The organism is Autumnicola tepida (genome assembly GCF_031846485.1).
Taxonomy (GTDB): Bacteria; Bacteroidota; Bacteroidia; order Flavobacteriales; family Flavobacteriaceae; genus Autumnicola; species Autumnicola tepida.
This window is the reverse complement of the sequence record NZ_JAVRHQ010000001.1, coordinates 88,906-102,868: the sequence shown is the minus strand read 5'-3', so window position 1 is coordinate 102,868 and position 13,963 is coordinate 88,906. Positions and strand designations below refer to the sequence as shown.

Genomic DNA, 13,963 nt, shown 5'->3' with positions numbered 1-13,963 from the left:
CCACATCTGGCACAGCATCAAAAATTTACACGCTAACATGACCATAATTATGTGATTAACGTCAACAAAGATCCAGAAATATCGAGACATTTATCCATTCGCACCAACAGGCCGGAAATTGACACTTTTGTCCACAAATCTTAAGTTCTATGATGTTATTCTATATTTTACTCGCCCTGGAAGCTCTTCTTGTTCTTATCGTTTCTTTTCTTCTTTTTAGAAGAATTTACCAGGACTTCAACAAAAAGAAGAAGCTATTTTAGATTTTCATCCTTTCTTTGGTTATGTTTTCCAATTTAAGGAATTTTCTTCTATTTTAAAGAATGTGGAAATTCTCTTTAACTATTTCTAAACCTTCAGATTGAAATTTTGAATTTTCTTTAGAATTTGTTGAATCCGAACCTTCTCTTAACTTCCATTTCTTTGTTATTATTTATTTTGTTTAAAGCGGAGAGGCTGCTCATATTCCTTATATTTAAACCAAAAAATAATTATGTCTAAAAATTATTACGATCCCGCAGACCTAAGGAAGTTTGGTGAAATAACAGAATGGAGCGAAGAACTTGGCAATAAATTTTTTGACTACTACGGAAAAGTATTTGAAGAGGGGGCACTTTCTGCCAGGGAAAAATCTTTAATTGCGCTTGCCGTAAGCCATGTGGTTAAATGCCCCTATTGTATTGATGCATATACCAAAGACGGACTACAGCGGGGAATAACCAAAGAAGAAATGATGGAAGCGGTACATGCCGGTGCGGCTATAGAAAGCGGCGCCACCCTTGTTCATGGGGTACAAATGATGAATAAATACAAAAAGCTAAGTATGTAATTTCAACTGAAGCCATTCGTCTAAAACTAGAAACATCTCAATTTCTTCTGCCTGAGAGCTTCTTATTACAGAATTACAGAGGAAGTTTGGGCTTACCTAATTCCTTTATGTCCACAAAATCTTTAAAAGCTAGAAAAAATAAATTATCAAGTGCCACCAACCAGATAGATTTCCTGGAAGGCGGAATATTTGCAGAGGGAGATTTGCCGAGGTTTAAAGATAAAATTTCCGGGACGGGTAATTTTCCACTTAAACCGAAAAAGCTGGAAATTCTGCAAATTAACCTGGGATATATGTGCAACCAGGTATGCTCCCATTGCCATGTAGATGCCGGGCCCGACCGGAAGGAAATCATGAGCATGGAAACCATGCTGCAATGCCTGGAAGTTATAAAAACAACTGGCGCCCATACTTTGGACCTTACCGGCGGCGCCCCGGAAATGCACCCGGACTTCCGCTGGTTTGTGGAAGAAGCCTCCAAAGCAGGAATCAGTGATTTTATTGTTAGGTCTAATCTTACCATTATCCTGGCCAATAAGAAGTACCACGATCTGCCGGAATTCTTTAAAAGGCATAAGGTGCATGTAGTTTCCTCCCTTCCTTTTTACAAAAAAGAGAAAACAGATAAGCAGCGGGGCAATGGGGTTTTTGATAAATCTATTAAAGCCTTACAAATGCTGAATAACGCAGGTTACGCCAGGGAAAGCAGTGGACTTAAACTGGACCTGGTCTACAATCCCGCCGGGGCATTTCTGCCAACTAACCAGGAAGCCATGGAACGGGATTTTAAGGAAGCGCTTAAAAAGGATTTTGATATTGATTTCAATAATCTTTTTGCCATTACCAACCTTCCCATTAGCCGGTTTCTGGAATATTTAATCGCTTCCGAAAATTATGAAGATTACATGTATTCCCTCGTGGAAGCTTATAATCCCGCTGCGGTAGAGAATGTAATGTGTACCAACACTATTTCCGTAAGTTGGGACGGCTGGCTTTACGACTGTGATTTCAACCAAATGCTGGAACTTAAGGTAAACAGTAAAGTAAAACATATTAGTGATTATAATGAAGGTCTGCTTAACAACAGGGAAATCATTATTTCCCAACACTGCTACGGCTGTACGGCCGGTGCGGGAAGCAGCTGCCAGGGAAGCGTGACTAAATAATCTTTTGATGCAGGAAAATCAGCAAAAAAACCTCCTTTTAATCTTTACCAGAAATCCCGAATTAGGCAAAGTCAAAACCCGGCTTGCCAAAGATACAGGAGAGCAGGCTGCCCTGGATATCTATAAATTTCTTCTGGAGCACACGGTTTCTATTACGAAGAATCTTCCGGTTAAAAAGCGGGTATTTTATTCTGAAGAAATTTCTCATCATGATGTTTGGGAAAAGCAGGTTTTCGAAAAAAAACTTCAGCAGGGAAAAAGCCTGGGAGAACGTATGCAAAATGCTTTTCGTGAGGGTTTTAAAGACGGGTTCAGAAAAGTTATAATTATTGGCAGCGATTTGTATGATCTGGAACAGCAGGACCTGGAACAGGCTTTTAAAAAACTTGAAGAAAACGATGTTGTTGTTGGCCCGGCCGAAGACGGAGGTTATTATTTATTAGGAATGAAATCCTTAAATTCAGATTTATTTAGAAATAAGATGTGGGGAAGCAATTCTGTGCTACAATCCACACTGGAAGATTTAAAAAATTACCAGATTAAATTACTTGAAGAGCGGAATGATGTTGATGTGTTATCAGACATTATAGATCATCCTGCTTTCCAAAAATTCTTAAACCAACCAAAATGATCAAAGAAATAGCAGAATCTACAGATTTTCTCAAATCCCGGGGCTTTGATGCACCGGAAATTGGAATTATTCTAGGCAGCGGCCTTGGGAAGCTTGTTGACGAAATAGATATTGAAGCTGAAGCTAGTTACAACCACATTCCCTACTTCCCTACCGCTACTGTAGAATTTCACAAAGGAAAGCTTATTTATGGCACCCTGGAAGGCAAAAAAGTTATCGTTATGCAGGGGCGGTTTCATTTATATGAAGGCTATACGCTTCAGGATGTGACCTATCCTGTAAGGGTGATGAAGCATTTAGGTATAAAAAAATTACTGGTTTCCAATGCGTCTGGATCCATTAACCTCAACTTCAAAAAAGGTGAAATTATGCTTATAGATGACCATATTAACCTGCAGGGTGGTTCTCCCCTCGCCTTCTACGGGGTGGAGCATTTGGGAGAACGCTTTGTGGATATGAGTCAGCCTTACGATGTAGAAATGAATAAAGCCCTGGAGTCTGCTGCTAAAAATAATAATATTACACTGCATAAAGGGATATATGCCGCAGTTTTAGGACCTCAGCTGGAAACCAGGGCAGAATACCGGTATCTAAAAATTATTGGTGCAGACGCCGTGGGAATGAGTACGGTGCCGGAAGTAATTGTGGCAAACCACCTGAATATTCCTGTTTCTGCAGTATCGGTGATCACAGATGAAGGAAATCCTGATAATCTTCAGCCGGTAGATATTAAAGATATATTAGCTATGGCCGCAAAAGCGGAACCGCAAATGATCACCCTTTTTAAAGAAGTCATAAAATCGCTGTAACATGAGCTATCTTGAAACCACAAAAAATGTCTATCGCGATGCCGCATTAACTCCAGATGTTGGCTTGTGCTGCACTACAAATCCTGTGTGGGAATTGCCCGGGCTTAAAATCCCGAAGATTATGCAGGAGATGAACTACGGTTGCGGCAGTACGGTACATCCCAGGGATCTTTCCAACAATCCAAGGATTCTTTATGTAGGCGTTGGCGGCGGAATGGAACTGCTTCAATTCGCCTATTTTTCAAGGAAAGAAGGTGGCGTTATTGGTGTGGATTCTGTTGATGAAATGCTGGAAGCTTCAAGAAAAAATTTTATTGAAGCCGAACTTCAGAATGAATGGTTTAAAAGCAGTTTTGTAGACCTTAAGAAAGGCGACGCCCTGGATTTACCTGTGGAAGACAATTCTATTGATGTTGCCGCACAAAACTGCCTTTTTAATATTTTTAAAACGGAAGACCTCACAAAGGCATTAAAAGAAATGTACCGCGTCCTGAAACCTCACGGCAGGCTCGTAATGAGCGATCCGGTTTGTGAACAGCCAATGAATGATGAACTTCGCAACGATGAGCGCCTTAGAGCTTTATGTTTAAGCGGTTCCCTCCCTTTAAATGAATATGTAAAAGCCCTGGCCGATGCCGGCTTTGGAACTATTGAAATCAGGGCGCGTAAACCTTACCGCATCCTGGATCCAATGCATTATCCTACAGAAGAATTGATTTACATAGAATCTGTAGAAGTTGCCGCTATTAAAGATCCCATGCCTGAAGACGGGCCATGTATTTTTACAGGGAAAGCTGCTATTTATTATGGAAATGAAGATCATTTTGATGATAACAAAGGGCATGTGCTTTTGCAAAATCAGCCACTGGCGGTTTGCGACAAAACAGCGAAAGCACTAGCCGATTTGGGAAGGGATGATATTTTTATAAGCGCATCCACTTATCATTATGATGGCGGTGGCTGCTGCTAGTAGTTAACAGTAGCCAAACCTGACAGGTTTAAAATCCCGAATTTCAGAAATTTAAATTGAATCGTGAAAAATGGATAAACTGGAAAATGGTTTCTTCTACCATGTTTATAACAGGGGAAATAATAAGCAGGATATTTTTCTTGAGGAAGAAAACTATTTTCACTTTCTAAAACTTCTGAAAACACACCTTATACCTGTGGCAGATATCTATTGCTATTGCTTACTTAAAAACCATTTTCACATTCTGGTAAGAATTAAAGAAAAAGCCGCTAATCCTTCGAAAAGCTTTTCAAATCTTTTCAATGCTTACACAAAAGCGCTGAACAAGAAATATAACAGAACCGGGAGCCTCTTTCAAAGACCATTTAAAAGAAAAAGAATAGGCAGTGAAGATTATTTAAGGCAACTCATTGTTTATATTCATCTAAATCCGGAAGCACATAACTTAATCGGCGATTTTCGGAAGTACACTTATTCTTCCTATAAATCACTTTTAAGTTCTAAAGATACTTCTTTAGCCAGGGCAGAAGTAATGACTTTATTTGATGATAAAGACAATTTTAAATTTATCCATTGTCATCGCAAAAATTTAAAAAATGAAGTCTTAAGAGCAATGATTTTTGAATAAACTCCACCACGCTTACCACACCGGCCAAACCTGACAGGTTTTGGAAACCTGTCAGGTTTAAAATTCCGAATTTCAGAAATTTAAATGAGTTTAAAAGGCCAAATACTGATTCGCTTCAATGTTCTTCTCTTCGGAACTGAAGCCAGATGGATGGGGTGTTAACATTATAAAATCCTGATGCTATTTTACAATTCATTTAAACCCCAGTCATAATCATAAAAGTCAATATTTTTATCTTCAGGAATTTTATTTTCCCTGTAGCTGTTTATATACTGAAGAAGACTCGCACCGTTTATGGTAAAATCGTTTTTGTACCACTTGAATATTTCAGAAAGCAGCAGCTTATTTTTTTCAATTTTGATAAAATCAGGATCATTTAGGGTTTTCCTGGTTTGTTGTTCCAGCTGTTCCTCAATTTTTTCAGGTCTATAAGCATGGGAAGCTAAAGGCGGGCAACTTTTAGCGGCGCAAACAAGGGCAAAATGAAACCTTGCTTCTGAAGGAAAATTGTCAAAAAGGATTTCATGTTCAATTTTATCTAAAGTAACCGACTGCTGACCCAGGCTATGCAATTCTTCATCAAAAAACCCCTTAATATCCAATGGCGAACTTACCGGATAGCCCTTCACTATTCCATCTATCACCGCAAGATTATAAGCATTGACCCAGAAGGCTTTAAAATTATCACTGTTTGAAGGGTCTGGGTTAAAGCTCTTGGCAAGGTTCAATATTTCCTTTAATTCATTGCTATTCTCCTTAATTTCGGCGTAATTTACTTTGCCGTTTTCCACATAAGTACGAAAAAAATTATCCGCTTTATTGAGGAATTCAGCTTGGTTTTGTGCTGAAAGAAAGGCAGAAAAAAAGAATATCAAAAAGGTAAAATGCTTCATCTGGTATTTATTTTTAGTTTAAGAAGAAATCTTCGTCTAAACCTTCACAACAAAAGCAACACCATTATCTCCCAAACCCTCTAAAACTATAAAAAAATATGGAGCACATTGTTATCATTGGGAATGGAATTTCAGGAATTACCGCGGCAAGGCATATCAGGAAAAATTCGGATAAAAAGATAACCGTAATCTCAGATGAAAGCGAATATTTTTTTTCAAGAACCGCCTTAATGTATGTGTATATGGGCCATATGAAGTGGGAACACTTAAAACCATATGAAGATTGGTTTTGGGAGAAAAACAATATTGAACTGAAATATACCCGGGTTGAGAAAATAGATTTTGATTCCAAAAACTTATTTTTTGCCGTTGGTGATCCGATAATTTATGACAAACTGATAATCGCCACAGGTTCTGTTTATAATAAATTTGACTGGGAAGGTGAGGATTTAGAAGGCGTACAGGGACTGATTACCAAACAGGACCTGCAGCTTCTGGAAGAAAATACTGCGAACTGCCGGCATGCCGTGGTGGTGGGCGGTGGATTAATAGCCGTGGAGCTGGCAGAAATGCTACGAACAAGAAACATTGAAGTTACAATCCTGGTAAGGGAAAAAGCTTTTTGGAGCAACGTTTTGCCCTATACAGATGCAAAAATGATTTCTGAACATATACGATCTCACGGCGTCACTCTTCGGCATGAGACAGAATTGGACAAAATTCTTTCTGATGAAAACGGAAGAGTACGTGCGGTAACCACAAAAAACGGGGAAGAAATATCCTGCCAGCTTGTGGGTTTATGTACCGGGGTAAAGCCGAATGTAAATTTCCTTAGAGAAACCGAATTGGAAATCGACAAAGGGATTCTTGTAAATAATTATCTTGAAACTAATATTCCCGGTGTTTATGCTATTGGAGATTGCGCCCAGCAGCGGGAGGTAAATGGCCAGCGTAAGGCGGTGGAAGCGGTTTGGTACACTGGCAGAATGATGGGAGAAGCAGTAGCGCAAACATTAACCGGCAGAAAAATGAGGTATAATCCCGGGAACTGGTTCAACAGCGCTAAATTTTTTGATATCGAGTACCAGACTTATGGCTGGGTTTGGGCAGAACCAAAAGTTAATGAACAGCATTTTAACTGGCAACATAAAGATGGCACAAAAGCTATTACCATTTCTTTTAATACTGAAAACAATAAGTTCAACGGCATTAACACCTTTGGAATACGTATGCGCCACGAAGTTTTTGACCTTTGGTTAAATGAAGGGCGAACAATAAATCATGTCCTGGCAAATTTACGTGAAGCCAATTTTGACCCGGAATTTTACGACCGGCATGAAAAGGAAATTTTCAATAGTTTTAAAAACGATCTTGTAAACGAGGAAAAGTGATTATTCAGATCTCACAGGTTTTAAAAACCTGTGAGGTCTATAGGCCCGAGAACTATGAAGTATGAACCCTTGATACCAGAACAATATTATCACATATACAATTGTGGTAACAATAAACAAGATATCTTTTTTGAGAAAAGAAACTACATCTATTTTCTGGAGCTCATGCGACAATACCTGGCAACTGCAGCTGATATATATTCCTATTGCTTATTAAAAAATCATTTTCACCTATTGGTAAGAACCAAAGAGAAAACAGATTCTAAAAAGATTTCCAGAAGTTTCTCAAACCTTTTCAACGCATACGCCAAGGCAATAAACAAAGGGTATAAAAGAACCGGAAGCCTGTTCCAGGATCGGTTCCAAAGAAAAAAAATTGAAGATGAAAAATACCTGAAATCGCTAATTCTTTATATTCATCTAAATCCTGAACATCATAACTTTACAGATGATTTCAGCAGTTACGAACATTCTTCTTTCCGAAGCCTTATTTCTGAAAAACCTACATTGCTCCAACGTAAAGAAATCTTTGAGCTATTTCATGACAGAAAAAATTTTATTGGTGTACATTATTCCAGAAGAACAGAAGTTTTAGAAGATACAGCGGAACTGTTTTTAGAATAGTAAAAATTCAAACCTCACAGGTCTCAAAGACTTCTGAGGTTTTAATAAGAACATAATGAGCACAAAAATTCATCATAATATGTCCCTCACGGGAGAACCGCCAAAGACAATTTCCAACACTCAAAAAATTGCTTCTGCGATTGGCTTGATGGGATTGGCAATTCTTCTTTTAGCGGCATTCAATATTAATTTTCCTAATAAAACACTTTTCCTAAGTCTTTCAATTGGCCTAATAACTTTAGGAACTGTCGTTTTTGCCAACGATGCTTACCTGGGTAAACACGCGGGGATAAAGAATGACGGGGTCTGGTTTAAATCCCTTAGCGGCCGCGGCTTTTGGGCATGGATTTTAGCAATCGCACTTACACTGCTTTACATTGTACTCTATTGGTTCCCGGAATACCTGGGATTAAATCCCGATGGCCAAAACACCGGTGTTGTTGCCCTTTTTGATCCGCTAAGCAGGCTTATAAGCGGGAATCCGGCCAGCCAGTGGTTTATGTATGGCACACTCTATACACTTGCCATTCTTGTATTCGGCTATAAATTTATTCTGAAGTACCGCCACAACCGCTACGAAGTGATCCGTACTTTTTCCGTAATGTTCTTTCAGCTTGGTTTCGCTTTCCTGATTCCCGAAATATTAATGAGGCTAAACCAGCCTTATTTTAATCCGGCGAATATCTGGCCGCTCAATTATGACCTTTTTGCCGATTATAAGCTGGAAACGTTTTTTTCCGCAGGAAATATTGGACTTATCATGCTTTTCTTCGGAATTGCCTCCATCTTTATTATCACTCCTATCCTAACCTACAAGTACGGGAAACGCTGGTATTGTTCCTGGGTTTGCGGTTGTGGCGGTTTAGCTGAAACTGCCGGCGATCCATACCGCCAGCTTTCAGATAAATCTTTAAAAGCCTGGAAAATTGAACGCTGGCTAATTCACAGTGTGCTTGTTTTTGTGGTGGTAATGACCATTGCTGTGGTGTACAGTTTCCTTGATGAAAATCCCGGAGAAGCATGGCTTAGTAAAGATGCTTTTCTCTGGGGCTCCGCCGGCTTCCTTACACTCTTCTTTGCTTTAATTATGCTTTTTAGGCGGGAACAGCTTGCCGAAGATGCTAAAAAAGGAGCCATAGCTTATCTCACCATCATCCTCGCAATAATCGGAATAAACTATTTAAGCGGCAATGGCAATATTTTCTTTGTGCACGGCGGGCAATTGCGGCAATGGTACGGCTTTTTGATTGGTGCAGCATTTTCAGGAGTTGTTGGGGTTGGTTTTTACCCAATTTTCGGCAACAGGGTTTGGTGCCGTTTTGGTTGCCCTATGGCCGCGGTACTTGGAATGCAGCAACGCCTTTTTTCCCGTTTCAGGATCACTACCAACGGTGGGCAGTGCATTTCCTGTGGTAATTGTTCCACCTACTGCGAGATGGGGATAGATGTTAGGGCCTACGCCCAAAAAGGACAAAACATTGTTCGTTCCAGTTGTGTTGGCTGCGGAATTTGCTCTGCAGTTTGCCCGCGGGGAGTCCTAAAACTGGAAGACGGCCCGCAGGAAGGCAGGATAAATTCTGAAGAAGTTTTACTGGGAAATGACGTGGATTTACTGGACTTAATCAATCAGAAAAGCAGGTAAATTGTAAGTAAAACCTTTTATTTGCGTACAAATTACCAGTTTCACAGCTTGAAACTTAAAATTGCAATTTTCAATGCCGCCAATTATTAAAGTTATTATCCCTGCATTTAACGAGGCGGAATCTATAGGTAGGGTAATTTCTGAAATTCCAAAAGCTGTTTCTGAAGTAATTGTAGTAAATAATAACTCTACAGATGCCACCGAAGAAAATGCCAGGATGGCCGGCGCGACGGTGCTCAGGGAAGAAAAAAAGGGCTATGGCTATGCCTGCCTTAAAGGAATGGATTACGTGGCTTCGCAGAAAGACCAACCTTTTATTATCGTTTTTTTAGACGGCGATTACAGTGATTATCCTTCAGAATTAACCAAAATAACCGAGCCCATTATTGAGGAGAATTTGGATTTTGTAGTTGGCACCCGCGTTAAAAAGTGGCGTGAAAATGGCTCTATGACCTTTCCGCAAATTTTTGGAAACTGGCTCGCCACTACTTTAATGAGGCTCTTCTTTAATGCCCGGTTTACAGATCTTGGGCCCTTCCGGGCAATTAAATATGAAAAATTGCTAAAGCTGAATATGGAAGATAAAACCTATGGCTGGACAGTAGAAATGCAATTGAAGGCCCTGAAACATAATTTAAGTTATACTGAAGTCCCGGTACATTACAAGAACCGCATTGGGGTTTCTAAAGTCTCCGGAACTGTGAAAGGTGCTATTTTTGCGGGGATAAAGATTTTAGGATGGATCTTTAAATACAGTTTCAAATAATGGATCTCGCAATAATCATAATATATACACTGGCATCGGCATTAATTCTCTTTTACAGCCTTTCCCAGCTTAATTTGTTATTGCTTTACAGGCGCTCAGGAAAAAATAAAGAGCATTCCCCTAAGTTTGATGTTAATAACCGGAAGGACGAATTACCCTTTGTCACCATTCAGCTGCCACTGTACAACGAAAAATATGTGGTGGAACGGCTGCTGAAAAATATTGCTAAAATTGAATATCCACAGGATAAACTGGAAATCCAGGTACTGGATGATTCTACAGATGAATCTGTAGAGAAAACCGGTTTTCTGGTAGAAGAACTTCAGCAAAACGGAGTAAACATCAAGCACATTTTAAGGAAAAAGCGGATTGGCTTTAAAGCCGGGGCACTAAAAGAAGGGCTTAAAACAGCTAAAGGGGAACTCATTGCTGTTTTTGATGCAGATTTCCTTCCAAAAAAAGACTGGCTACAGCAAACTGTTCCCTGGTTTAAAGATCCTGCACTTGGAGTGGTACAAACCCGTTGGGGCCATATAAACAGGGATTATTCCCTGCTTACAAAAGTTATGGCCTTTGCACTGGATTTCCACTTTATTATAGAGCAAACGGGAAGAAATTTTGGGAAGCATTTTATGAATTTTAACGGCACCGCGGGAATCTGGAGAAAAAAGTGCATTATTGATGCGGGCAACTGGGCGGGAGATACTTTAACTGAAGACCTCGACCTTAGTTACCGCGCTCAGCTCAAAAACTGGAAGTTTAAATATTTGCAGGATGTGGAAACCCCTGCGGAACTCCCCGTTATTATAAGTGCAGTGCGTTCGCAGCAATTCCGGTGGAACAAAGGTGCCGCAGAAAATTTTAGGAAAAATTTCTCTCTGCTGCTAAGAGATAGGAATCAGAATTCCGCCACCAAAATTCATGGCTTTTTCCATTTGCTCAATTCGAGCCTTTTTATCCTGCTGCTCCTGCTCGCCATTTTGAGTGTACCGGTTTTGTACATTCAAAATTCGAATCCGCAATTTAGCTGGTACTTTAAGTTGATGGGGGTTTTTGTTATCAGCGCTCTTATCTTTTTTATCTGCTACTGGGTAACCTGGAAAAGGCTCAATGGAAATGGATTTAAAAGTTTTTTCAGGTTCCTGTGGATGTTCTTCGCCTTTTTTTCGGTAGCCATGGGATTATCTGTTCATAATTCTATCGCCGTGCTGGAAGGGCATTTTGGAAAAACAAGTGATTTTGTAAGGACGCCTAAATTCAACATTAATTCTATAAAAGATTCCTGGAAAGGAAACGTGTATATTAATAAAGAGCTTTCTGTTACTAATTTTATTGAAATACTCCTGCTCTTATACTTTTGCTTTGGGATTTACAGCGCTGTAAAACTTGATGATTACGGATTGTTGATCTTCCACATTATGTTGGTTGCCGGGTTTGGATTTGTAGTTTTTAGCTCTCTTAACCCTAAAAGATAAAGAAGGCCTTAAATTATTTCTCCCTCTCATTCCTTCAGATGGTTTTATATTAGCACTTCCACCTTAAAAACATAAGGCCTGGTTGTATCTAAGATGAAAGAATTCCTGAAATATCATACCTTCTCTGTCCTGCTGTTAGTTTCCATAGCTGCTTTTTATCTTTCTTTTGGCTATCAACTGGAAAGAATTGATTTTGTTAAGCTCATCACCCTTTATGCCGCGCTTTTTCTCGCAAGTTTTAGGTTTATCCAGCTGGAAAAGGGAAATTATAAACTGCTTGCAGGAGCGGCCATTGGGTTTCGCCTTTTGTTTCTATTGGCGCTACCAAACCTTTCTCAGGACTTTTACCGTTTTATATGGGATGGGCGGCTTCTTACTGAAGGAATTAATCCTTTTATAGAGCTTCCGGCACAAATTGGCAGCAACATTCTCCCGGACCAAACGGAATTATTAACCGGAATGGGCAGTTTAAGCGCGGGGAATTATTCTAATTATCCTCCGCTAAACCAGTTCTTTTTTGCCGTTGCCACTTTCTTATCAGGCAAAAGTATACTGGGAGCTTTAATTATTATGCGGCTCTTCATTATAGCAGCAGACATAGGTATTTTATACTTCGGAAGAAAACTGCTGTCTGCTTTAAACCTCCCGGAATACCGGATTTTCTGGTTCATCTTAAATCCTTTTATAATTATAGAACTTACCGGAAATTTACATTTTGAAGGGGTGATGCTTTTTTTCCTGATTTGGTCCCTTTATCTACTGCAACAAAAAAAATGGATTTGGAGCGCCATACTCCTGGGACTTTCTATTTCGGTAAAACTATTACCGCTCCTGCTGCTGCCGTTAATGCTAAAATTCTTCCGCAGAAAAGAAAGCGAGGATATTCCCCTTTTAACAGGAATAAATTTGAAAAGGCTTCTCTCCTTCTATGCCATCACTCTTTTTACAGTCACTCTTACATTTCTCCCGTTTTTATCTTTAGAATTTCTGCGGAATTTTTCACAGAGCATAAGCCTGTGGTTTGGAAAATTTGAGTTTAACGCCGGGATTTTCTATGTCCTACGATGGATTGGATTTCAGCTTACCGGGTTCAACATTATTGTGTATGTTGGAAAATTGCTGCCCCTCGTCACGCTTTGGATCCTCATAAAACTAGCAGTTAAACAGGATTACCTCAACTTGAGGTCATTTTTAACTATCTCCCTTTTTGGGATTTCTACATATTTTTTTCTCAGCACCACGGTGCATCCGTGGTATCTGGCCACTCCCCTGCTACTCTCCATATTTACACCTTACCGGTACATCATCCTATGGACATTATTAGTAATGCTGAGCTATGCTGCATATAACAATCCCGAATTTCAGGAAAATTACTGGCTACTGGCCGTGGAATACCTGAGTGTTTTTGGGTTTTTTGGTTACGAATTGAGGAAATACAAAATTGCTAGGGTTTAACTTCCACTTCAGTTTTTCGGGATAAATATAAATCCCTCATGTATATAATTCCGCCGAAAAAGTGCGCCGACATTAAAACAGGATCTTTTCTAAAAATACCGTAAGTAAGCAAAAGCGAAGATCCCATAAGGCTCAGGATCCAAAAACCTGTTGGCAAAATAGATTCATGATACTTTTCAGCATAGTACCACTGGTAGAAAAACCTGCAGGTGTAAACCAGTTGTCCAACAATCCCTAAAGCGATCATCCACAATGCGATATTCTCCCCTTTAACGAGGTCTTTCCAGTCCAGCCTTCCAAAGATAGCGATGTAAGCTATTATTAAAACCGGAAAAACAACCACTAAAAGTTTAAAGATAAAGCTGCGATTCTTCCACTCGTTTTGAATCCTCAGGTTTCTCCAGTAAACCCCGTATATTAAAAATTGTCCCAGCATTATAGCAAGATCTTCCCTTAAATAACCATAGGTAAATAACAGAATAGAAGCCAAAAGGCTGAGTTTCCAAAACAGTACGGGAGTTTCTACCTTTTTTGATTTTTCAGATAGAAACCATTGGGAAATTAATCTGGCAGAAAATAAAAGCTGGGCCAGGAAGCCAACTGCGAAAATCATCCATTGATTCATTCTGAAATTTTAAAAGTCCCGCGAATGTTATAAAAAAAGGCTGTCCAATATTACTAAAA

The 13,963-nt window shown here is 39.5% G+C and carries 14 protein-coding genes; 12 read left to right on the top strand and 2 right to left on the bottom strand.

The genetic code is table 11. From position 1 onward, the window contains the following. Positions 1-493: 493 nt before the first annotated feature. From RM553_RS00490 to RM553_RS00465, 6 genes are all read left to right on the top strand, one after another. Positions 494-829 carry an arsenosugar biosynthesis-associated peroxidase-like protein gene (locus RM553_RS00490; RefSeq protein WP_143411608.1) on the top strand — a complete coding sequence of 112 codons (336 nt, stop codon included), beginning with the start codon at positions 494-496 and terminating at the stop codon, positions 827-829. 107 nt (positions 830-936) lie between these two features. Next, positions 937-1,995, top strand: coding sequence for an arsenosugar biosynthesis radical SAM (seleno)protein ArsS (arsS, locus tag RM553_RS00485; protein WP_311532927.1), 1,059 nt, complete (start codon positions 937-939; stop codon positions 1,993-1,995). 7 nt (positions 1,996-2,002) lie between these two features. Beyond that, the gene (locus RM553_RS00480) at positions 2,003-2,626 is read left to right on the top strand and encodes a TIGR04282 family arsenosugar biosynthesis glycosyltransferase (RefSeq protein ID WP_311532925.1); all 624 of its coding nucleotides are present in this window, start codon (positions 2,003-2,005) and stop codon (positions 2,624-2,626) included. Further along, the gene (locus RM553_RS00475; RefSeq protein WP_311532923.1) at positions 2,623-3,435 is read left to right on the top strand and encodes a purine-nucleoside phosphorylase; all 813 of its coding nucleotides are present in this window, start codon (positions 2,623-2,625) and stop codon (positions 3,433-3,435) included. The genes RM553_RS00480 and RM553_RS00475 overlap by 4 nt, the downstream gene beginning before the upstream one ends. Position 3,436: 1 nt before the next feature. Then, a complete protein-coding gene (gene arsM / locus RM553_RS00470; protein ID WP_311532920.1) occupies positions 3,437-4,405 on the top strand; it encodes an arsenosugar biosynthesis arsenite methyltransferase ArsM in 969 nt (322 codons plus the stop codon). Between the two features lie 70 nt (positions 4,406-4,475). Further along, positions 4,476-5,033 carry a transposase gene (locus RM553_RS00465; protein WP_311532918.1) on the top strand — a complete coding sequence of 186 codons (558 nt, stop codon included), beginning with the start codon at positions 4,476-4,478 and terminating at the stop codon, positions 5,031-5,033. Between the two features lie 185 nt (positions 5,034-5,218). Here RM553_RS00465 and RM553_RS00460 read toward each other — a convergent pair whose 3' ends face one another. Then, on the bottom strand, positions 5,219-5,926 hold the full coding sequence (locus tag RM553_RS00460; RefSeq protein ID WP_311532916.1) for a DUF547 domain-containing protein: 708 nt from the start codon (positions 5,924-5,926) through the stop codon (positions 5,219-5,221). 98 nt (positions 5,927-6,024) lie between these two features. On the opposite strand from RM553_RS00460, the gene RM553_RS00455 reads away from it, so the two are divergent. The 6 genes from RM553_RS00455 (at position 6,025) to RM553_RS00430 (ending at position 13,279) form a co-directional block, all read left to right on the top strand. Beyond that, positions 6,025-7,317: an NAD(P)/FAD-dependent oxidoreductase gene (locus tag RM553_RS00455; RefSeq protein WP_311532914.1), complete on the top strand. Its 1,293-nt coding sequence runs from the start codon at positions 6,025-6,027 to the stop codon at positions 7,315-7,317. A 54-nt stretch (positions 7,318-7,371) separates the two neighbouring features. Next, the gene (locus tag RM553_RS00450; protein ID WP_311532912.1) at positions 7,372-7,941 is read left to right on the top strand and encodes a transposase; all 570 of its coding nucleotides are present in this window, start codon (positions 7,372-7,374) and stop codon (positions 7,939-7,941) included. Between the two features lie 55 nt (positions 7,942-7,996). Continuing rightward, entirely contained in the window at positions 7,997-9,583 is a 1,587-nt protein-coding gene (locus RM553_RS00445; protein WP_311532911.1) for a 4Fe-4S binding protein, read from the top strand. 73 nt (positions 9,584-9,656) lie between these two features. Then, positions 9,657-10,349, top strand: a complete 693-nt coding sequence (locus RM553_RS00440) for a glycosyltransferase family 2 protein (RefSeq protein WP_311532909.1) — start codon at positions 9,657-9,659, stop codon at positions 10,347-10,349. Continuing rightward, a complete protein-coding gene (locus RM553_RS00435; protein WP_311532907.1) occupies positions 10,349-11,824 on the top strand; it encodes a cellulose synthase family protein in 1,476 nt (491 codons plus the stop codon). The genes RM553_RS00440 and RM553_RS00435 overlap by 1 nt, the downstream gene beginning before the upstream one ends. Positions 11,825-11,917: 93 nt before the next feature. Then, positions 11,918-13,279, top strand: a complete 1,362-nt coding sequence (locus tag RM553_RS00430) for an MptA/MptB family glycosyltransferase (RefSeq protein ID WP_311532906.1) — start codon at positions 11,918-11,920, stop codon at positions 13,277-13,279. Here the strand turns inward: RM553_RS00430 and RM553_RS00425 are convergent. Further along, positions 13,269-13,904: a lipid-A-disaccharide synthase N-terminal domain-containing protein gene (locus RM553_RS00425; protein ID WP_311532904.1), complete on the bottom strand. Its 636-nt coding sequence runs from the start codon at positions 13,902-13,904 to the stop codon at positions 13,269-13,271. The two genes, RM553_RS00430 and RM553_RS00425, sit on opposite strands and share 11 nt — an antisense overlap. Between the last annotated feature and the right edge of the window lie 59 nt (positions 13,905-13,963).